General features: G+C 67.9%; 18 protein-coding genes and 1 tRNA gene. 8 read left to right on the forward strand and 11 right to left on the reverse strand.

The window, feature by feature from the left end:
- Positions 1–5: 5 nt before the first annotated feature.
- Entirely contained in the window at positions 6–1,109 is a 1,104-nt protein-coding gene (locus L1965_RS03690) for an ABC transporter ATP-binding protein (RefSeq protein WP_235755065.1), read from the reverse strand.
- Positions 1,110–1,313: 204 nt separating this feature from the next.
- Here L1965_RS03690 and L1965_RS03695 point away from each other — a divergent pair, with 204 nt between their 5' ends.
- Positions 1,314–3,104, forward strand: a complete 1,791-nt coding sequence (locus tag L1965_RS03695) for a coiled-coil domain-containing protein (protein ID WP_235755066.1) — start codon at positions 1,314–1,316, stop codon at positions 3,102–3,104.
- Positions 3,105–3,135: 31 nt separating this feature from the next.
- On the forward strand, positions 3,136–4,173 hold the full coding sequence (locus L1965_RS03700) for a TAXI family TRAP transporter solute-binding subunit (protein WP_235755067.1): 1,038 nt from the start codon (positions 3,136–3,138) through the stop codon (positions 4,171–4,173).
- Here the strand turns inward: L1965_RS03700 and L1965_RS03705 are convergent, their stop codons facing one another.
- From L1965_RS03705 to L1965_RS03740, 8 genes are all read right to left on the reverse strand, one after another.
- A complete protein-coding gene (locus tag L1965_RS03705; RefSeq protein WP_235755068.1) occupies positions 4,174–6,090 on the reverse strand; it encodes an AAA family ATPase in 1,917 nt (638 codons plus the stop codon). It lies immediately after the preceding gene.
- 246 nt (positions 6,091–6,336) lie between these two features.
- A complete protein-coding gene (locus tag L1965_RS03710) occupies positions 6,337–7,431 on the reverse strand; it encodes a glycosyltransferase family 4 protein (RefSeq protein ID WP_235755069.1) in 1,095 nt (364 codons plus the stop codon).
- Entirely contained in the window at positions 7,428–8,984 is a 1,557-nt protein-coding gene (locus L1965_RS03715; RefSeq protein WP_235755070.1) for an ABC transporter permease, read from the reverse strand. The genes L1965_RS03710 and L1965_RS03715 overlap by 4 nt, the downstream gene beginning before the upstream one ends.
- On the reverse strand, positions 8,981–9,778 hold the full coding sequence (locus L1965_RS03720) for an ABC transporter ATP-binding protein (RefSeq protein ID WP_235755071.1): 798 nt from the start codon (positions 9,776–9,778) through the stop codon (positions 8,981–8,983). The genes L1965_RS03715 and L1965_RS03720 overlap by 4 nt, the downstream gene beginning before the upstream one ends.
- Entirely contained in the window at positions 9,768–10,766 is a 999-nt protein-coding gene (locus L1965_RS03725) for an ABC transporter substrate-binding protein (protein WP_235755072.1), read from the reverse strand. The genes L1965_RS03720 and L1965_RS03725 overlap by 11 nt, the downstream gene beginning before the upstream one ends.
- Positions 10,767–10,790: 24 nt before the next feature.
- Positions 10,791–11,741, reverse strand: coding sequence for a lysylphosphatidylglycerol synthase transmembrane domain-containing protein (locus tag L1965_RS03730; RefSeq protein ID WP_235755073.1), 951 nt, complete (start codon positions 11,739–11,741; stop codon positions 10,791–10,793).
- A complete protein-coding gene (locus L1965_RS03735) occupies positions 11,738–13,342 on the reverse strand; it encodes an alkaline phosphatase family protein (RefSeq protein ID WP_235755074.1) in 1,605 nt (534 codons plus the stop codon). The genes L1965_RS03730 and L1965_RS03735 overlap by 4 nt, the downstream gene beginning before the upstream one ends.
- Positions 13,339–14,061: a CDP-alcohol phosphatidyltransferase family protein gene (locus L1965_RS03740; RefSeq protein WP_235755075.1), complete on the reverse strand. Its 723-nt coding sequence runs from the start codon at positions 14,059–14,061 to the stop codon at positions 13,339–13,341. Before L1965_RS03740 ends, L1965_RS03735 begins: the two co-directional genes overlap by 4 nt.
- A gap of 120 nt (positions 14,062–14,181) precedes the next feature.
- Between L1965_RS03740 and L1965_RS03745 the strand changes: the two genes are divergently transcribed.
- Entirely contained in the window at positions 14,182–14,730 is a 549-nt protein-coding gene (locus L1965_RS03745) for a cytochrome b (RefSeq protein WP_235755076.1), read from the forward strand.
- 51 nt (positions 14,731–14,781) lie between these two features.
- On the opposite strand, the gene L1965_RS03750 is transcribed toward L1965_RS03745, so the two are convergent.
- Positions 14,782–14,868: transfer RNA gene (locus L1965_RS03750), tRNA-Leu, on the reverse strand.
- Positions 14,869–15,078: 210 nt separating this feature from the next.
- On the opposite strand from L1965_RS03750, the gene lipB reads away from it, so the two are divergent.
- From lipB to L1965_RS03770, 4 genes are all read left to right on the forward strand, one after another.
- On the forward strand, positions 15,079–15,741 hold the full coding sequence (lipB, locus tag L1965_RS03755) for a lipoyl(octanoyl) transferase LipB (protein ID WP_338421469.1): 663 nt from the start codon (positions 15,079–15,081) through the stop codon (positions 15,739–15,741).
- A 125-nt stretch (positions 15,742–15,866) separates the two neighbouring features.
- Positions 15,867–16,304 carry a c-type cytochrome gene (locus L1965_RS03760; protein WP_235755078.1) on the forward strand — a complete coding sequence of 146 codons (438 nt, stop codon included), beginning with the start codon at positions 15,867–15,869 and terminating at the stop codon, positions 16,302–16,304.
- A gap of 195 nt (positions 16,305–16,499) precedes the next feature.
- Positions 16,500–18,176, forward strand: coding sequence for a cytochrome c oxidase subunit I (locus tag L1965_RS03765; protein ID WP_235755079.1), 1,677 nt, complete (start codon positions 16,500–16,502; stop codon positions 18,174–18,176).
- Positions 18,176–18,670 (forward strand): DUF2244 domain-containing protein, encoded by a 495-nt coding sequence (locus L1965_RS03770; protein WP_235755080.1) that lies wholly within the window; start codon positions 18,176–18,178, stop codon positions 18,668–18,670. The genes L1965_RS03765 and L1965_RS03770 overlap by 1 nt, the downstream gene beginning before the upstream one ends.
- A 239-nt stretch (positions 18,671–18,909) precedes the next feature.
- On the opposite strand, the gene L1965_RS03775 is transcribed toward L1965_RS03770, so the two are convergent.
- A complete protein-coding gene (locus tag L1965_RS03775; RefSeq protein ID WP_235755081.1) occupies positions 18,910–19,374 on the reverse strand; it encodes a GatB/YqeY domain-containing protein in 465 nt (154 codons plus the stop codon).
- A gap of 180 nt (positions 19,375–19,554) precedes the next feature.
- Here L1965_RS03775 and carA point away from each other — a divergent pair, with 180 nt between their 5' ends.
- Complete coding sequence (carA, locus tag L1965_RS03780) at positions 19,555–20,703, forward strand: glutamine-hydrolyzing carbamoyl-phosphate synthase small subunit (protein ID WP_235755082.1); 1,149 nt, start codon at positions 19,555–19,557, stop codon at positions 20,701–20,703.
- The last annotated feature ends 33 nt before the right edge of the window (positions 20,704–20,736 follow it).

Here is a 20,736-nt window from a genome sequence, read left to right on the forward strand (position 1 = left end):
TCCGTTCAGATCGGGTCCAGGGCGCGGGCGTCCGCGGGATGCCAGCCGACCTTGATCTTCTGGCCCGGTTCCAGACGCGTCTGGCCCTGGGTGTTGCGCATCTTCATGACGAAATCGTCGGCCCCCGCGACGTTCAGGCGGGCACGCAGGATGTCGCCCATATAGATGACCTCGACGACGGCCGCATCGATCATGTGCGCGTTCGGCGGCATCATCTCGGGCTTGAACTCGACCCGTTCGGGGCGGATCGAGACCAGGGTCTTCTGGCCCTTCTCGGTGACGTTCACCGGGGTCGCGTCGATCAGCTCGCCCGAGGACAGCCGCACCAGCGCGTTGTCGCCGCTGAGTTCCTCGATCGTGCCGGGCAGCTTGTTGTTTTCGCCGATGAACTGCGCCACGAAGCTGTTCTCGGGCCGTTCGTAAAGGTCCGAGGGCGCGGCAAGCTGCTGGATGCGCCCGTCGTCGAACACCGCGACGCGGTCCGACATGGTCAGCGCCTCGCCCTGGTCATGGGTCACATAGACGACGGTGATGCCCAGCCTCTCGTGCAGGTGCTTGATTTCGAACTGCATGTGTTCGCGCAACTGCTTGTCGAGCGCGCCCAGCGGTTCGTCCATCAGCACCAGCCCGGGGTCGAAGACCAGCGCGCGGGACAGCGCGATCCGCTGCTGCTGCCCGCCCGAGAGCTGCGCGGGCCGGCGATTGGCGAAGTCGCCCATCTGCACCATGTCCAGCGCCCGCTTGATCCGGCTTTCGCGTTCGGCCTTGGCCATGCCGCGCACCTCCAGCGGAAAGGACAGGTTCTCGCCAACGGTCATGTGCGGAAACAGCGCGTAGTTCTGGAACACCATGCCGATGCCGCGCTTGTGCGGCGGTACCTGATTGATCGGCCTTCCGTCCAGCCGGATCTCGCCATGGGTGGCGGTTTCGAACCCGGCCAGCATCATCAGGCAGGTGGTCTTGCCCGAACCCGAGGGCCCCAGCATCGTGAGGAACTCACCCTTGTCGATGAACAGATTCAGATCTTTGACGACAAGCGTTTTACCGTCATAGCTTTTTTGCACGTGATCGAAGGCAACGAAGGCGTCGCCAGTGCTATTGTCCAGCAATGAGCGCTCTCCCTGTTATGATATGGTTATTCAGCGCAAGGTGGACGTTATGCGGGCTTGTGCCCGTATTGCAACACAATTTGCGACATTCGCGAAGATGTCTGCGGCATAGAGGCGCGGGGCCGGTCGGGGCGCGGCGAGCCGCCGCAAAGATTGACAACCGGGGGGCAATCCGCATCATGAACACAGTGTGAGGAGATGTGCGTGGCGCGGTTACCCTGGTCGATCGGGTCTGCAACGGCCCTGTGTCTTTTCGTTTCTCTCGCTCCTGTCACCGCGTTGGCGCAGCAGGACGCCGAGCGTGCCCGCGCGCTGCGCCAGATCATCGCCGCGATGGATCAGGAGGTCGGGCAGCTTGAGGCGCAGGCCGCAGAAGCCCGCGACCGGCTTGACGCGCTGAACCAGCAGATCGCCCCGACAGAGGAACGTTTGAGCGGCCTGCGCGAGGATGTCGCGAAGCTGACCGATCAGCGCGAGGACCTGCAAGCCCAGATCGACCGCAACGCGCAACTCGAGGCCGAAAACCGGCAGCTTGCCGACAGCATCGCCAGCCAGCAGGACGCCGCCGCAGGGCTTGAGACGCAGATCGCCAGCCGCGAACAGGCGCTGTCCGGGCTGGACGCGCGGCACGAGGCGCTTCAGGGCGCTGTCCAACAGCTTGTCGCCGAGCGCGACGGGCTTGAAGCGGCGGTTGCTGCGGCGCGCGAGGAAGCCGCGCGCCAGCAGGCGGCGCTGGAGGCTCTGACCGAAAAGGCCGCCCCGCTGCGCGCCGAGGCAAGCGATCTGACGGATCGGATCGGGCAGTTGCAGGCCGACGCGGCTCAGCAGCAGGAACGACTTGCGGCCTTGAACGCCGAGACCCGGGCCCTGCGCGATGAGGTTGCATCGCTGACCACGCAGCGCGACGCATTGCAGGCGGAAATCGCCGAGGCGGCCGAAGCGAGGGCCGAGCATGACCGGCTGACGGGCGACTTGCAGGCGATGCGGACCGAGGCCGAGGCATTGACCGGCCAGATCACCGAACGCGAGGCCGAACTGGCGGAACTGCAGGCCACGCGTGACGAGGCTGAAGGCCTGACCGGCCGCGTGGCCGAACTGGCTTCGCAGGAAGCCGGCTTGCAGGAGACCGTGGCCGGGCTGGGCAGGCAGGCCGACGAACTGCGCTCGGAGGTCGGGACCCTGACCAGCCGGCGCGAGGCGCTGACCGCCGAGACCGCCGAGGCCGAGGCCCGCGCCGCCGAGCTGGACGCCGAGGCGGGAATCGATGCAGAGCAGCGGGCGACGGCCGAAGCCCTTGCTGACAGCATCGCCAGCCGCCAGCAGGAACTGGCCGATCTGGATGCAAAAGCCGCCGAACTGCGCGGCACGATCGAACAGCTGGATGCCGACCGCGAGGCGGCAAGCGCGCAATCCGAACAGGCCCGGCAGCAGGCGCAACAGCACGAGGCCGCGATGGACGCGCTGACCTCGGAGGCTGCGCCGCTGCGCGAGGAGCTGGCCACGCTGCGCGACGAGATCGCGGCGCTGAGCGACCAGCGCGCCGCGCTGCAGGAGGACATCGCCAATGCCGGGACGCTGGCCGCCGAACGCGACGCGCTGGCCGGTGCGGTTGCGGAACAGCAGGCGGCGACCGCCGAGCTGACCGCGCGCGCCGACGCGCTGCGTGCCGACATCGCCACCCTGACCGAGCGCCGCGATGCGCTGGCGGCGGCGGCGGACCCGGCCCCCCAGACGGACAGCGCCACCGGCCAGCAAGAGGCCAGCGCCACGCCCGCACCCGCCGCGCCTGCGGAGCCGGCGCCCGTGCGCAGCCCGGCGGCGGTCGATGCGGCACTTGCCGCCGCGCCGGGACTGCCCCCCGATCCCGCCCAACGGGCGCGCCTGCGCGAGTTGCTGATCGGCGGCGCCTGCGCCGCTGACGCGCTTGGGGCGGTGCAGAATCCGATCAACCGCCAAACCCTGCTGGCCCTGATCTCCCGCCTGGAGAACTGCTGACCGGCCGCGCCACACACGGAAGGAGACTAAGATGCGATTGTCGAAGCTTTTTCGGAACCTCGCGCTGGCGACCGGTCTTCTGGCGGCGTCGCTGTCGCCCGGTCAGGCGCAGGAGCCGCGGATCAACATCATGACCGGTGGGCCGACCGGAACCTATATCCAGTTCGGCCGCGACATGCAGAACCTGATGTCGGGTTGCGGGCAGACCATGGGCGTCGTCGAATCCGCCGGATCGCTCGAGAATTTCCTGGGCGTCAGGCAGCGGCGCTACACTCAGTTCGGAATCGTCCAGAACGACGTGCTGGAATACATGCAGACCTTTGCCAGCCAGGACCCGGTGATCGCCCGCACGATCCAGGGGGTGCGCATCGCCTTTCCGCTTTACGACGAGGAGGTGCATATCCTGGCCAGCAAGGACATTGCCGATTTCCAGGGCATCGAGGGCAAGCGCGTGGCCATCGGGGTCGAGGACAGTGGCACCTTCCTGACCGCGTCGCTGATGATGTCGCTGGCCGGGCTGGAGCCGTCGGAGAAGCTGACGATCGGCCCGAATGAATCGCTTGAGGCGCTGAAGGCGGGCGATATCGACGCCTTCTTCTATGTCGCAGGCGCCCCGGCCGCGATTTACGCCGAGGGCGATATCGACGCCGAGAAGTTCCATCTTCTGCCGATCGTCGACGACACGCTGCGCAGCGTCTATACCCCGAAGAGCCTGCCCGGCGGCACCTATCCGTTCCAGTCCGAGCCGGTCGATCTGGTCTCGGTCAAGGCGGTGCTGATGACCTATGAATACGATCCGCGCATGAACGCCTATCACCGTGCCGCCTGCACGGCGGTTTCGGATCTGTCGTCGCTGATCCTGACCAATCTCGACAGTCTCAAGCAGAACGGGCACCCGAAGTGGAATGACGTCGATCTTGGCGCGATCCCGCAGGGCTGGGATGTCGGCGCCTGCGTGAATACCGGCATCAGCCCCGGCTATGTCGCCAACTGCACCGCCACGGGCACGCCGGAAAGCGACGCCAACGAAGCCTATCGGCGCAGCATCTGCGAGGTCATGGGCTGCTGATCAGCGCGCGGGTGGGGCCGGCCAGGTCCAGCCCGTCGACTCGGCATCCGCGCCCAGAACGTCCAGCGTGACGATCCGCCAGCGCAGGACCGGCCCATGCAGCAGCATCGCCGAGCGGTCGGTCTCGGCGCGCTGCAGGCCGCCGCCTCCTCCGGCAAGCTGGTATTCCACGGCGAACCGGACCGGGCTGTCGCCACCCGCCGAGCGCCAGTGGATCTCGATGTCGCCATTGGGAAAGATCGCCTGCATGATCGGCACGGGGCGCGAATCCAGCCCCCGCACCACCGGAGCATCGGACAGCTCCTTGACGCGCAGCTGCGCGCCCCAGATCCCGGCGGCCGCGCGATACCAGGCCCGCGCGCGGTTCAGGTCGATCCCGACCCCGTCGCCGGTCTCGAACGCCTGCCCGAGGAAATAGGCGGCCCAGTCGCTGTTGCGCAGCGCGGCGCGCGCATAGAGAAGCGCGGCGGCCGGCAAATGCGCGGGACCCAGCGCCAGGGCCTCGTCCAGCAAGGCTTGCGGGTCGGGAACGCTTTCGATGGTCCGGACAGGCGGCAGGCGCCTCACCCCCAGGGCGGAGGCAACGGTTGCGTGCGACATGACCGGAGCCGGGGCGTCGGGCAACGCTTGGTCCGCGACCTCGGCGGGCGACGGGGTCGGCGCTGGCTCGACCGGCGGCACGGCCCGTGTCGCCGGCAGGGCGGCGATTCTGTCGGATTCGGGCGCTGCGGCACCGTTCGCAACCGGGGACGATGCGGGCGCCAATGCGGGCGCGGGCGCGTCGGTGGTCAGTTGCCAGGCGGCCCCAAGCGCGATCACGGCCACGAGCGGCAGGACGATCAGGGCAGAACGCAGCGGGCTGCGGGACGGGGAGGGCAGCCGGTTCGCGAACGATGTCGGCACCTCGCGCATGGGCAGATCGCCCTGCCCTGTCCCGCCGTCGCGGGCGAAAGCGGCCATGGCGGGACCGGAATCGCCCGGCCCCGGCGGCGACGGGCCTTGCCCGCCCGGATCGCCCGGATCGCCCGGCCCGGACTCGCCGCCTGGCCCGGCGTCGGAAATGCCATCCCGGGACGGGGCAACGGGCAAAGCGCCGGGTGTCGCGCCGCCCGGTCGCAGGCATGTGTCGGCGAAGGCCGCGCCGATCACCGGAAGCCCGGCGCTGTCGGCCTGGGACAGGCACTGTCTGACCTGCCGGTTCACGACGCCCGGCACGCCGCCGGACCAGTGGTGAACGATCCTGAGGCTGCCCGGGGCGAAGGGCGAAACCCCGGAATGGCAGCGGCATCTGGCGATCTCGAACCGGTGGGCGACATAGCCCGCCGTCTCTCGTTCGGTCAGGGGCGCAAGGTCGCATCGGGTCCCCAGCCGGGCCTGCAACGCGTCATGCGGCGGCAGCGAAAGCCGGGCCAGAAGCTCGGGCTGCCCGGCAAGCAGCACCGGCATCAGCGACACGCCGTCCGAGACCAGGCCGCCCAGATCCGCAATCTGTCGCAACGCCCCGTCTGACAGCCGGTGCGCGTCGTCCACGATCAGCAGGACGCCGCGTGAGGGATCGGCCGAATGGCTCAGACGGAGGCGCAGGCGCTGTTCCAGCGTCGCTGCGGGCAGGTCGGGACCCTGCCGACAAAACGCCCCAAGCGCACGCTGCACAGGGTCGGAGGGATCGGTGTCGTCCCGATCGACATGAACGAGGTCGAGATCGTCACGGTGACGGGCTTCGATCACGCGCAGCAGCAGCGTCTTGCCGCTGCCCGCAACACCGGTCAGCAGCAGCAGGGGCTGCCGCGCCTCGATCCCCGCTTCAAGCGCCGCCAGGGCGCGGCGATGACCGGTGGCCGGATACATCCATGCGGGGTCGTGGATCTCGCGGAACGCGGGGCAGACGGTGCCGGGCTGCGGGCCAAGGCTGTTCATCGGCCCGCCCGCCCCCGGTTTGCCCTCAAGCCGCCTGGCCTCGCGAGCGACAGATCTGCCACGTCTGGCCCATGCTCTGTCCGGTCATTCCACACGACGCCGCCATTTCTGGAAAATCTGAACCAACCACTCTGGAAAGGATATCCCGTGAACCCTTTTCGTCAAGGCATGAACACGGAAAGGGCCCGGAAACGGCGCCTCGGTTCCGCAATGCGGAAAAGCCGCGGATTTCTGCCTTCGTGGCAGTCAGCAAGCGCCGCCGGGACGGGGATCGCCAGAACCGGGGTCGCCGGCCGCGATCCGGTCGATCACGCCGCCCGCGGTCAAGGCGGTCTGGTCCCATCCGGGCAGGCGGCGTCCGGCCAGCGCCGCGGCATCGGCCAGCCGCCTTCGCATCGCCGGCCGGGACAGCAACTGGCGCAGCGCGGCGGCGAAGGCATCGGCATTCTCGGGCGGGACCAGGATCCCCGTCCCCTCCGGCACCGTGTCGGGCACCGCGCCGACCCGGCAGCTGACGATCGGCAAGCCGCGCAGCAGAGCCTCGTCGAAGACGATCCCGTAGCCCTCATAGCGCGTGGCCAGCGCAAAGATCGACGCCTGCCCATAAAGGCGCTGCAACCGATCGGCGGGGACGCGGCCAGCCAGGCTGAGGCGCGATGCCAGGCCCGATCGGTCCAGCTGCGCGCGCAGCAGCGCCGCGTGGTCGGCATCCCAGGGACTGCCGACGATCACGGCCCGCCAGTCCAGATCCAGAAGCCGCGTCAGCGCCTCGATCAGGATGTCGTGGCCCTTGCGCTTGTGCTGGATGCCCACGGACAGGATCAGCGGCGGCTGGACCGGTGCAGCGGCATGTTTCGGCGGATCGATACCGGGCCTGGCGACGGTGATCCGCTTGGCCGCGACGTCATAGCGCTGCATCAGGATGTCGCGTGTATGCGGGCTGGGCACCAGAACGTGCCGCGCCAGGCGCAGATTGTCGTATTCGGTGCGGAACAGATGGTCGCGACGGACCGCCGACAGATCGCTTTCCAGCGCCAACGGATGATGGATCATCGCGATCACCGGGGCACGGACCGATGCAAGGCCAGCCGTCTCGATCGCGCCGAAGACCAGCCCGTCCAGGATCAGCGGGCGCGCGGGCCCGACCTTTTGCAGCGCGGCGACCGCCGTTCGCATCTGCTTGGCCGAGGGATCCGGAAAGCTGTCCGGCAGCCGCAGGTGGGTCACGTCATGGCCGCGCTGACGCAGCCCCATCAGCAGCCGGCGTTCATAGATATAACCGCCGGTCAGCGTCCGGATATCGCCCGGAATCGCGAAGGCGCAGGGCGCGTGCGACGTCATCGGCGCATCTGCTCGGGCGCATAGATCGCAAGGATGCGCGCCTCCAGCATGGCGACGGCCGCGTAGCAGATCGTCGAGATTGCCGTGACGACCACCACCGCCGCCCAGAGCAGGTTGTAGTTCGAGGTCGAGGCCGACAGCGCCATCAGGCTGCCAAGCCCGCGCCCGGTGGTCAGCCATTCGACCACGGTGACCGCCAGGATGGCGGCCGGCACGCTCATCCTGGCGGCGGCGAACAGCGCCGGCAGCATGGCGGGCAGCCGGACATGGAGCATCTGCCGCAGCGGGCCCGAGGCATAGGTCTGGAACACGTCGAGGATCTGGCCGGGGGCCTGCCTCAGCCCGTGCAGGCAGGCGACCAGCGTGGGGAAGAACACCATCACCGCGACCAGCGTGATCGTGCCCGCCGCGCCGCGCCCGAGGAACAGCACGATCAGCGGCGCTGTCGTCACGATCGGGATCGAGCGCAGCGCGACCGCCACCGGCAGGATCAGCGCAGCAAGGCCCGGCAGCAGCACCAGCAGGATCGCCATGCCCGCGCCCAGCCCCAGCCCGGCCAGATAGCCCGGCAGCAGGAACACCGCGGTTTCGGCCACCGCCTCGAACAGCGCACCGCGCGTGGCGGCTGCGTCGGGCCCCCGGATCATCGCCGCCAGCACGTCCGGGGGACGCTTGGCGAAGAACCTGTTCAGGTCCAGCGCCTCCATCGCGCCCCACCAGACCGCCAGCACGAGCACGACAAGCAGCGCGGCATGGACCGCGCGCCCGAAACCCGCCCCGGTCCCGATCCCGGGCGGGGCAAGGATCACCGGCGGGCGGTCATGCAGCACCGCCCGCGCCAGCGCCCCGATCGCGCCATAGGCGACCATGGAGACCGCCGCCGCCAGCAGCGCGATCGCCCACAGCGCCGATACATCCATCGACCGCGTGAAGCGGATCGTCAGCACGCCCAGGCCGCGCTCGGCGCCGGTGAATTCGCCCACCATCGCCCCCAGGAACGCCGCCGGCGCGGCGATCTGAAGCCCCGCGAACAGATAGGGCAGACCGGCGCGCGCGCGGACATGGATCAGTTCGGCCAGGCGGCCGCGCCCATAGCTGCGGACCAGATCAAGCCAGACCGCCGGGGTCGCGCGCAGCCCCGTCATCAGCGGGATCAGCGTCGTGTAATAGACCGCAAGCGCGGCGAGAACGATCTGCGGCGCCTCGCCAGGGCCCAGAAGCACCCGCAGGATCGGGCCGGTGGCGATCAGCGGCAGGCAGAACACCACCAGTGCAAGGCCCGACACGGCATGAGTCAGGCGCGGCCAGACCAGCGCGATCCCGGCCAGCAGGATGGCTGCGAGGTTGCCGGCCAGAAACCCGATGGCGGCATTGGTCAGCGTCACAGCAAGGGCCCGACCGATCAGGCCGGCATTCCCGGCCAGCCAGCCGGCGACCTGGATCGGCCCGGCGATCACCCTTGTGTCGGCCAGAGCCATGGCCAGCAGAGACCAGCCCGCGAACAGCAGCATCAGGCCCAGCGCAGCGGGGGCCAGAGCGGCGCTGCGCGTCATTGCGCCGCCATCGGCGCGTTCCGGGCGTTGCCAAGCGCCAGCGCCGCCGACGCCCTTGTGGCAAGCGCCCGGAACTCGGGCGTCTCGGCCAAATCCGCCGGACGCGGTACGGGCAGCGGAACCGCGATGTCCGACACGACCCGCGCCGGGCGCGGCGACAGCACGACCAGACGATCGGCCAGCATGACGGCCTCGTGGATCGAATGGGTGACCAGCAGGGTCGTGGTGCCGCGCGGTTGCCACAGCGGCGGCAATTCGCGGGCCAGTTGCTGGCGCGTCAGCTCATCCACCGCTCCGAAGGGTTCGTCCAGCAGCAGGATATCGGGCCGGGTCGCCAGCGCCCGGGCGATGGCCGCCCGCTGGCGCATGCCGCCCGACAAGGCGGCGGGTCGGGTCTCGGCGAACCCGTCCAGCCCGACGAGGCCGATCAGATCCTCGACCAGTCGCGGATCCGGGGATTGTCGCGCCAGTTTGCGCGCCAGCGCGATATTGCCCCTGACCGTCAGCCAGGGCAGCAGCGAGGGGTCCTGGAACGCGACCGAGATCGCCCCGCGCCGCCGCTGTTCGGCGGGCGTCAGACCTGCGATCCGCACCTGCCCGCTGGTCGGATCCTCAAGCCCGGCCACCAGCCGCAACAGCGTCGACTTTCCACAACCCGACGGGCCGATCAGCGCCGTCGTCCGGCCCGCCTCGAATGTCAGGTCAACGGGCGCGACCGCCTCGATCCCGCCGGCGAAGACCTTGCCAAGCCGGTGGCAGACGATGTCGGCGCGCGGCCCCGGTTCAGCCGGCATGGACTTCTTCGAGGATCGAGCGATCCCACAGATCGGGCGTCACCGTCCTGTCCAGCAGCGCCAGCGTCCGGATATTGGCCTCGACGCTGTCATCGCTCCACCAGCCGAAACCCTTGGCGTCGGTCAGATCGGAAAACATCAGCGGCACCTGGCGCCGCGCCTGCAGTTTCTGCGTCGGCAGGTCCAGCCCGGCATCGGGGAACATCCGCACCGTCAGTTCGGCAGCGGCGTCGGTATCGTCGCGATAGGCCTGCCAGCCCATGACCTCGCCCCGCATCAGCGCGACCAGTTCGGCGCGCCGCTCGGCCAGGCTGTCCCGGGTCGCGATATAGGTCTGCGAGTGGACGGCATAGCCGTGATCCGCCATCAGCATGGTGCGCGATTCGATGCCGTTCATGGCCATCGCGACCGGCAGATCGGTCTCCCAGCAAAGCAGGCAGTCCACCTCGCCCGCGATCAGGGGTTGCGCCGAATACTGGGTCGGCACGATCCGGATCGCATCGAAATCGACGTCGTTCAGGCTGCACAACGCCTGCAGCACCGGCGTGTTCGCCAGCGCCATGCCGATCCGCTTGCCTTCAAGATCGGCGGGCGCGGCGACCGGGTTGGCGGGCAGCGAGGCGATGACGAAGGGGTTCTTCTGCATCGCCACGCCGATGATCCTGAACCTTGCGCCCTGGGCAACCGCGGCAGCGGTATAGTCGGCGGCCGAGATCCCGACCAGCGCGGTGCCCGACACGACCGGCGGTTCGACCGGCGCATTCGGTCCGCCCTGCAAAAGGCTGACATCCAGCCCGGCCTGTGACCACCAGCCCTTCTCGCGCGCCAGATAGCTGCCCGCGAATTGCACCGAATGCAGCCATGACAGCTGCAGGGCGACCGGTGTCGCGGCGTGGCCGGGGCCGGGTCGCAGCCCCGCCCCGCCGAGCACCAGCCCGGCCGCGCCCGAGGCCATGAAGCCGCGTCGTGTCAGTCGTGAAGCAAGCATTGGGAAATCTCCGTCAATGAAGGGTCAGATGTCTGGCCTTGGGGGGGCGGCAACCCTGCGAGCGGCAGTGTTCGCTGGCCCGCCCGCCACCATCACGGCCAGGCCCGGAAGGCTGCCGAGCAGAAAGATCAGACCAAAGGCGATGCTGGCCGCAAGCCCGGCCTCGGGACTGAACCCGGCCAGCGGGAACAACCCGGCGGCGGCGCCCTCGCGCAGCCCCCATCCGCTGACCGTGATCGGGATCAGCATCGTGAACAGGATCAGCGGGGTCAAAACCAGGGCCGCGACAGGCGGAAGGTCCACGCCGGTCGCACGGGCGGCGAAGTAGAAGGCGCCAAGATTGGCCAGAACCGCGATCAGGCTGAGCAGAAGCTGCCGCCACAGCACAGAGGGCGCCAGCAGCGCGGTCGTTGCGGTCCGGCGCTGCGCCGCAAGCGCGCGCCCCACCCTGCCCCGGCCGGTCGAGGCCGCGACAAGCGCGCCCATCGCCAGCACCGCCAGCGCCACGATCCCGACCGACCACAGGGATGCTGGCAGGACATTCCGCGCCGACGGCATCAGCCAGCCTGTGCCAAGAGCGAAGACCATGACCATCATCAGCATCACATTGCCCATCAGCCGTTCCAGCGCCACCGCCTGGGCCGCGGGCATCATGCCCGCCTCGCCCGAACTGCGCAGGGCGCGCCCGACATCACCGACCATCCCGCCCGGCACGGTCTGGTTGACCAGCTGCGCCAGGTAATACTCGGCCACAGCGCGCCGCGGCGCAACATGAACCCCCAGCCGCCCCGCCGTGAGGCGCCATCGCCATGCCGAAAGCAGGGTCTGCGCCGTCAGCGCCGCCAGCGACGCAAGCACCCAGCCGGGCTCGACCGCACGCAGCCGTGCGATGGCGTCACCCGCATCCAGCGCGGCGAGGACCAGCCCGACCAGACAGGCCGCGACGAACAGCCGTGCCAGCCCCGCGATGGTCATGCAGGAGCCTCGACGCGGCTGAAATCCCTCAGGATAAGGTCGCGAAGCCGGTCCATCGGCAGGGCCGGGCCGGCCTGGGGCGGGATCAGCCCCGGCGCGAAGCCCCAGCCCTCGACCCGCCGGACCAGCTCCTGCGGACCGATCACATGCAGGGCGACATCCTTGCCGTCGCCCAGGGCGATGCCGGGCGCCGCCTGGTGATCGCCCAGGATCAGCATCAGGGGCGCATCCTTTCCGCGCCGCGCGGCAAAGTCGAACACAGCCCGAAGCGAATAGTCGATCGCCTCGCGGTATTGCAGGCGGACGCGGTCACGATCCTTCCAGACGACCTCGGGCGGATCCCCCGCCAGCGCCATCGCGTCGAAAACGGTTCCGTCGCCCAGCCGGTCCCACGGCAGCATCTGCGGCACCGGGACCCAGGGCGCGTGGGACGAGATCAGCGCGACCTGCATCATCATGCGCCCGCGGTCCAGCATGCGCCCGGCTGCCGCGCCCGGATGGCCGTCCGGATGCGCGCCCGGGTGATTTTCCAACAGCCGCTCGACAACGGACAGGGTGAACTGATCCGGCATGGTGACCCAGTTGAACGGCTTGCCGCGATAGTCCAGATCGGCGGCGGCCAGAATCCGGTCGAACCCCATCATCTGCGCTTCGGGCCATGGCCGGGTGATCGCCGGCATCACCGCCAGCGTGTCGAACCCGGCGCGGCGCGCATGGTGGAACAGGGTCTGGCGACCGCTGGCCAGCACCGCCCGATAGCGTGTCTGGTCGTCGATCCAGAGTCCGCTTGCCAGCGTGCTGTGCGACAGCCAGCTTTGACCGCCCTGGGTCGGCGCCTTCAGAAAGCCGCTCCGGGCCGACAGCCCCGCGGCGGCAATCCGGGCCTGGGCCGAACGCAGCGTCCCCAGATGGGTGTCGGCGTAAAGCGGCGTCTCGAAGCTGGCCCGGCCATAGCTTTCGATGAAGATCAGCAGCACATCGCGGTCGATCGCGTCAAGCAGGCCGATTCGATCCGCGAAGGGATCGGCGGCGGCCGCGCGGCGCAGATCCCGCAGGTCCGCGACCGAGGATCGCGCCAGATCAAGGCGCTGCGTCGCATAGAGGCTGTTGGCGGGGGTCAACGGGCCGATCAGCGCAAGCGCTATGGCCAGCGCGGCCAGCCCGGCCACCGTCATCCTGCCGCGCCGACGCCATCGGCGTGCCGACCAGACGCCGGCGGCCCACCAGACCGCGCCGGCAAGCGCGATGGCGGCGACCAGCGCAAGCAGGACCGCCGCAACCGCCACGACGGCGCCGAAGCTTCCCGCGATCAGCCGGACCGAGGCATCGATCAGCGGCAGGTCGGTCACGGGGTTGAATGACCGCGCCAGGGCCGAGTGCATCGCCAGATCCGCCAGCTTCTGCAGGGTCAGCACGAAAATCACGGCCGCGACCAGGACCCGGACGGCCGCGCCGCCAAGGCACAGCACGGCCAGCAGCACCGGCAACTCGGGCGGGAAGCGAAGCAGCGTCTGCGCCCCCCCGGACGGGCTTCCAGGCAGGATCAGCAGCAGATGGATCAGCAGCGTCGCAACCGCCAGGTTGAGAGCCGATCGCCTCATGGTCGTTGCCTCCACAGCCAGACCATGTCCGCCGCGAATGACCAGACAAGCGCGACCGCCGCGGCACGCGCCAGCCAGATGGCGGTATCGGCCGGCAGCAGCGGGACCTGCAGGATGACAAGCACGGACAGCTGGACAACGCAGATCAGCTTGCGGCGGAAACGCGGCGGCAACGATTCGCGCAGCCAGGGCAGCAGCCATCCTGCAGCGACAAAGCCGGGGCGCAGCAACCCCAGAAGCAGGATCTCGGCGCCGATGACCGTGCCCAGCAGGATGTGCAGCGCCAGAAGCAGTGCCAGCAGCGCGTCGACCTCCATGTCGAGCCGGGCGCCGAAATCGCTGGCCAGACCGCTGTGCCGGGCCAGCCAGCCGTCAGCCCCGTCCAGTGACAGCGAGAGGGCGCCGATGCCGGCAACCAGCCACCCGGCCGCCTCGCCCGCCAGCAAGGGGGGCAGCAGCGCGCAGACCAGCGCTGCGCGCAGCAATGTCACGACATTGCAGGCTCCGATCCGGTCATGCGGGTAATGTTCCCGCATCATCAACCCGGTCGCGATCACGGCCAGCAGGAACAGCAGGCTGGCGGCGACCCAGGCTGCCGGCTGTCCGGGCAATCCACCCAGTCGGATCAGGTGAATGACCGCAATGCCCAGCACCGCGGTCCCCGCAAGCTGGCCGGCAATGCCCGCAGCCGCGCGCAGATGATGGCGTTTGGTCGACATGGCCCACTGGGTTTCCCGCATCCGGCCAACCCTATGCCAAGCCCGACTCGCGTCAAGCGCGTTAGACGGCCTATGCAAGGAGTTCGGCGCGGATTACCCTGCGGCAAAGGAGCACAAGCGATGACCCGGCCCCACCCCGGCTACCGGACGCCCGCCCGGATGTTTCACTGGACCATCGCGGTCGCGGTGCTGCTGATGATTCCGGCCGGGCTGGTGATGACGCAGGACGGGCTGGCGCGCATTGTGCAGGATGCCCTGTTCCTGTTTCACAAGAACCTGGGCGTGCTGCTGATCCCGCTGATCCTCGCGCGGCTGATCTACCGGCTTGTTCACAGGCCGCCGCCCCTGCCCGGGCACATTCCGGCATGGCAACGACGCGCCGCCGCGCTGTCGCACGCGGCCTTGTATGTCCTGCTGATCGTGATGCCGCTCAGCGGTTTCGTGCGCGTCCGGGCGGGCGGTTTTCCGATCGAGCTTCTCGACAGCCTCGGGGCCGGGCCCTGGCTTGCAAAATCGGAAGCGCTGGCCGAAGCCGCGAAAGGCCTGCATTACGCCGCCGGAATGACGCTGATCGCGCTCTTGGCGCTGCATGTCGGCGCGGCTCTGCATCATGTCCTGATCCGTCGCGACGAGGTCTGGGGGCGCATGTGGCCGCCTCGCGCCCGCTGATCCGCGGCTGATCCGCCGCAGCGGGTCATTCAGACCGACGGTAAGGAAAGATGGTGCGGTCGAGAAGACTCGAACTTCCACTCCGGTTAAGGAACAGCGACCTCAACGCTGCGCGTCTACCAATTCCGCCACGACCGCATCCGGGCAGTGCGGCGCGTCATAGCCGAGGCGCCACCGGATGAAAAGGGGTTTTCTTCGCGTCGCGACACCGGCCAGGGACGGGGGTCGGGGGGCGGGCCCCCCGAGCCTTGGCGGACCCCTCGATGGGGTCGGACAAGGCTTGCCCTGCCCCGGCGGGCAAGCTGACACCATCGGCCGGCGCTTGACGGCGACCGCGCTTCGCGTCAGATCGCCGCCATGGTGGACTGGATCATCAGCGACGGCCTGACCGGCCATGACGAGGCGGTCGCCTTCATGGAGGCCCGCGTGGCCGCGATCCGTCACGGCACCGCCGGCGAGCTGATCTGGCTGGTCGAACATCCGCCGCTCTACACCGCCGGCACCAGCGCGAAGGACGGCGACCTGCTGAGGGCGCGCTTTCCGGTGCACATGACCGGACGCGGCGGGCAGTACACCTATCACGGGCCGGGCCAGCGCGTCGTCTATGTGATGCTGGACCTGAACCGGCGCGGACGCGACGTGCGGGCCTTCGTCGGACGGCTGGAGGCATGGGTGATCGACGCGCTGGCCGGGTTCGGCGTGACGGGCCAGATTCGCCCCGGCCGGGTCGGCGTCTGGGTCACGCGGCCTGACAAGCCCCCCCTGCCCGACGGCAGCCCGCGCGAGGACAAGATCGCCGCGATCGGCGTCAAGCTGAGGGGCTGGATCAGCTTCCACGGCCTCTCGATCAATGTCGAGCCCGAGCTTTCGCACTATGACGGGATCGTGCCCTGCGGCATCAGCGGCCATGGTGTGACCAGCCTGGTCGATCTGGGCCTGCCGGTCGGCATGGCCGACCTCGATCTGGCGCTGCGCGACAGTTTCGAAACCGTGTTCGCGTCACCGGCCTGAGCCGGTGCAATCGCGACACATCTTCTGACGATGGCGCATGCGACATTCGGCACGCTGGATTTCAACGCCTGCCGCGTTATGCTATGCAGCAGACCACCAACTGTCGGTTGAACGAGGAAACACAAATGAAGATGATGATTATCGGCTCGCTTCTCGGTGCCGCCCTGGCCGTGCCCGCCCTTGCACAGGACGGTGACGTCGCCGCGGGCGAAAAGGATTTCCGCAAGTGCAGGGCTTGCCACATGATCCAGACGCCGGATGGCGAGGATATCGTCAAGGGCGGCCCGTTGGGTCCGAACCTGTGGGGCGTGGTGGGTCGCAAGATCGCCGCGCAGGAAGGCTTCAGATACGGCGACGGCATTCTCCAGGTGGCCGAGATGAAGCCGGATATGGTCTGGACCGAGGAAGAACTGGCCAAGTACGTGACCGACCCGGGTGAATGGCTCGAAGAGCAGACCGGCGATGCCGGCGCAAAGAGCAAGATGACCTTCAAGCTGAACAAGGGTCAGGCCGACATGGCCGCCTATCTGGCCAGCGTGTCGCCCGACGCGGCGTCGGACTGACGGCGCCAGCCGGCCGTTCTGCGGCAATGAGCCGCAGGCCATCCGGACCTCGCCCCCGCGGAGTGTGATATTCTGCGGGGGCGTTCAACTTTACGACAGCAGGACGCATTGCCCGGTCCGCGATGCTGGTCTAGAAGAATTGCAGAACAGGCCGGTCTGCCAGACCGGATCGACGACATCTGAGGGAGTTCGGGTATGGCAGACGCAGCCGCTCACGTCCACGACGACCATCACGACCAGCGCGGGTTCTTCACCCGCTGGTTCATGTCTACCAACCACAAAGACATTGGTATTCTATACCTTTTCACCGCCGGTCTGGTCGGGCTGATCTCGGTCAGCTTCACCGTCTACATGCGGATGGAGCTTCAGCACCCTGGCGTGCAGTACATGTGCCTGGAAGGTGCGCGCTTCTTCGCCGATTCGACGGCCGAATGCACCCCGAACGGCCATTTGTGGAACGTCATGATCACCTATCACGGTGTGCTGATGATGTTCTTTGTCGTGATCCCGGCGCTGTTCGGCGGTTTCGGCAACTATTTCATGCCGCTGCATATCGGCGCCCCGGACATGAGCTTCCCGCGGCTGAACAATCTCAGCTACTGGATGTATGTGGTCGGCGTGGCGCTTGGCGTCGCATCCCTGCTGGCGCCGGGTGGCAACCAGCAATTGGGTTCGGGCGTCGGTTGGGTGCTGTACCCGCCGCTTTCGACGACCGAGGGCGGCTACTCGATGGATCTGGCGATCTTTGCCGTGCACGTGTCGGGTGCGTCGTCGATCCTGGGCGCGATCAACATCATCACCACCTTCCTGAACATGCGCGCGCCCGGCATGACGCTGTTCAAGGTGCCGCTGTTCGCCTGGTCGGTGTTCATCACCGCCTGGATGATCCTGCTGTCCCTGCCAGTGCTTGCCGGCGCCATCACCATGCTGCTGATGGACCGCAATTTCGGCACGAACTTCTTCAACCCGGCCGGCGGCGGTGATCCCGTCCTCTACCAGCACATCCTGTGGTTCTTCGGGCATCCGGAAGTCTACATCATCATCGTGCCGGGCTTCGGCATCATCAGCCATGTCATCGCAACCTTCTCGAAAAAGCCTATCTTCGGATATCTGCCGATGGTGCTGGCGATGGTTGCGATCGGCCTTCTCGGCTTCGTGGTCTGGGCACATCACATGTACACGGTCGGCCTGTCCCTGACCCAGCAGAGCTATTTCATGCTGGCCACGATGACGATCGCCGTGCCCACCGGGATCAAGGTCTTCTCGTGGATCGCGACGATGTGGGGGGGCTCGGTCGAGTTCAAGACGCCGATGCTGTGGGCCTTCGGGTTCCTGTTCCTGTTCACCGTCGGCGGCGTCACCGGCGTCGTGCTGAGCCAGGCACCGCTGGACCGCGTCTATCACGACACCTACTACGTCGTGGCGCATTTCCACTATGTGATGAGCCTGGGTGCCGTGTTCGCGATCTTTGCCGGCGTCTATTACTGGATCGGCAAGATGAGCGGACGCCAGTATCCCGAATGGGCTGGCAAGCTGCATTTCTGGATGATGTTCATCGGATCGAACCTGATCTTCTTCCCGCAGCATTTCCTTGGCCGTCAGGGCATGCCGCGCCGGTATATCGACTATCCGGTCGAGTACGCATTCTGGAACAACATCAGCTCGATCGGCGCCTACCTGTCCTTCGCGTCATTCCTGTTCTTCATCGGCATCGTGTTCTACACGCTGCGCGCCGGCCAGCGCGTGAACGTTCCGAACTACTGGAACGAGCATGCCGACACGCTGGAATGGACCCTGTCCTCGCCGCCGCCCGAGCACACGTTCGAGCAGTTGCCGAAGCGTGAGGACTGGGACCACGCGAAAGCGCACTGATGCCCTACGCATGGCATGACACGGCCCCGGAGGATTCCGGGGCCGTTTCTTATCGGCTGCGGGCATGGCCTTACCGGTCACTCCCGGCGCGCGGCTTTGTCTGGTTCATCGCCGTGACGGCCGTGTTGCTGGCGCTGCCGTTGCTTGCGGTGCTGGGAACCAGCGTGCTGTGGGGCCTGCTGCCCTTCATGGCGCTTGTGGTCTGGGGCATCTGGTATGCGCTGCAGCGCAGCTATCGCAGTGGCGAGACAGTTGAGGAACTGACCCTGGACCGCCGGTCGCTGACGTTGTCGAGGCTGGATCCGGGCCGTCCCGCGCGCCACTGGCAAACCAACAGCTACTGGGTGCGCGCGGGGCTGCGAAAGGGGCCTGTCGAGGATTACCTGACGCTGACCGACGGGCAGCGAGAGGTCGAGTTGGGGGTGTTCCTGACACCCGAGGAACGACGCGCCCTGTGTGACGAGCTTCAGAAACGTCTGGCGACGCTGCGATAGGAAAGCGAACGGCGCGCAGGCCACAAAGTGCCGTGGCGACGCCGGAGACGCGGGAATCCCTGCTCAGGCATCAGGCGTCATCCTCGCCGTGAATTGAAAGCCCCGGCAGATTGCCGGCCGCGGTTGCCTGCGACTGGCGGGCAGCGCCGCACCGGGGCATGGTGCCGGGCCGCTGCGGGCGTTGGCGATCGTCTTGCCTGTGCCGCGCGGCGCGGCAGCATGGCAAGGGCTGCGGCGGCTCAGTTCAGAAGCCGCGCCTTGACCATCGGGCCCACGGCGCCGAAATCCATCTGCCCGGCGTGCCGGACGCGCAACTCGGCCATGACGCGTCCCATGTCGCGGATGCTGGTCGCGCCCAGGTCGCTGACGACGGAATCGATGGCTGCCGATGTCTCGGCTTCGTCCAGCTGTCGAGGCAGGAACTCCTGGATGATCCGGATTTCCTCTTCCTCCTGAGCGGCCAGCTCCAGTCGGCCGCCCTCTTCGTAAGCCTTGGCTGATTCCTGACGCTGCTTGACCATCTTCGACATGATCGCGATCAGGTCGGTTTCTGTCATCTCGCCGCCTTCGCCGTCCCCGCCGCGCAGCGCGATCTCTCGGTCCTTGACGGCCGCGCCGATCAGGCGCAGCGTCGATAGCCGGGTGCTGTTCCTGGCTTTCATCGCCTCCTTGGTGGCGGCTTGCAGTTTGGCTCGCAGATCCATCAGCTGTCTCCCGGGATGATCCCTTGGGGCGCGCCTTCAGCGCGCGCCGGAAAGCTGGCGATGTAGAGCGTTGATGCGGGGGAATCAACCCGCCACCCGGCGTCACGAAAGCCTGACCTTCTTGACCTTGCCGCCCGCGCCGCCTATTCACCGGCTGATTTAACACCAGAGGGTGCCACCATGGCCGCTAAACCGACAGCCTGCCTTGCGCTTGCCGACGGGACCGTATTCTACGGCCAGGGCTTTGGCGCCCCCGGAGAGGTCGTGGCCGAACTGGTCTTCAACACCGCCATGACCGGCTACCAGGAGATCATGAGCGATCCCTCCTACGCCAGCCAGATCGTGACCTTCACCTTCCCCCATATCGGCAATACCGGCATCAACCCCGAAGATGACGAGGCGCCCGATCCCGTCGCCAGCGGCATCGTCGTCCGCTGGGACCCGACCGCCCCCTCGAACTGGCGGGCGACCGGGGATCTGGCGCAATGGATGGCGCGGCGCGGCAGAATAGGAATAGGCGGGGTCGATACCCGCCGGCTGACCCGCGCGATCCGCCAGCAAGGGGCGCCCCACGTCGTGCTGGCCCACGATCCGGAAGGCAGTTTCGACCTTGAGGCGATGATTGCCAGGGCGCGCGCGTGGCAGGGACTGGTCGGCATGGACCTCGCCCGCGAGGTCAGCTGCGCGCAAAGCTATCGCTGGCAGGAAGGCGGCTGGGAATGGGGCAAGGGCTTCGGCACCGCACCCGAAGACAAGCCCTTCAAGGTGGTCGCGCTGGATTACGGCGCCAAACGCAACATCTTGCGCTCGCTGGTGGCGCACGGTGCGGATGTGATGGTCCTGCCGGCAACCGCGACGGCCGAGGACGTTCTGGCGCATCAGCCCGAGGGCGTGTTTCTGTCGAACGGGCCCGGCGACCCGGCGGCGACCGGCGAATATGCCGTGCCGATGATCCAGCAGCTGCTGGCCCGCGACATGCCGGTGTTCGGTATCTGCCTTGGCCATCAGATGCTTGCTCTGGCGCTGGGGGCGAAGACGGTCAAGATGGGCCATGGCCATCACGGCGCCAACCACCCCGTGCGCGACAACGAAACCGGCAAGGTCGAGATCACGTCGATGAATCATGGCTTCGCGGTCGATTCGCAGACCCTGCCGAAGGGCGTGATCGAAACTCATGTCAGCCTGTTCGATGGCAGCAATTGCGGCATCCGGGTCGAGGACAAGCCGGTGTTTTCCGTCCAGTATCACCCCGAGGCGGCGCCGGGCCCGCAGGACAGCCTGTATCTGTTCCAGCGCTTTTCCGATGCCATGCGTGCGCGCCGTGGCTGAGGCAAAGCTTGCCCGCTTAACATCTTCTTAACC

The sequence above is a fragment of the Paracoccus salsus genome, assembly GCF_021556615.1.
GTDB lineage: Bacteria > Pseudomonadota > Alphaproteobacteria > Rhodobacterales > Rhodobacteraceae > Paracoccus > Paracoccus salsus.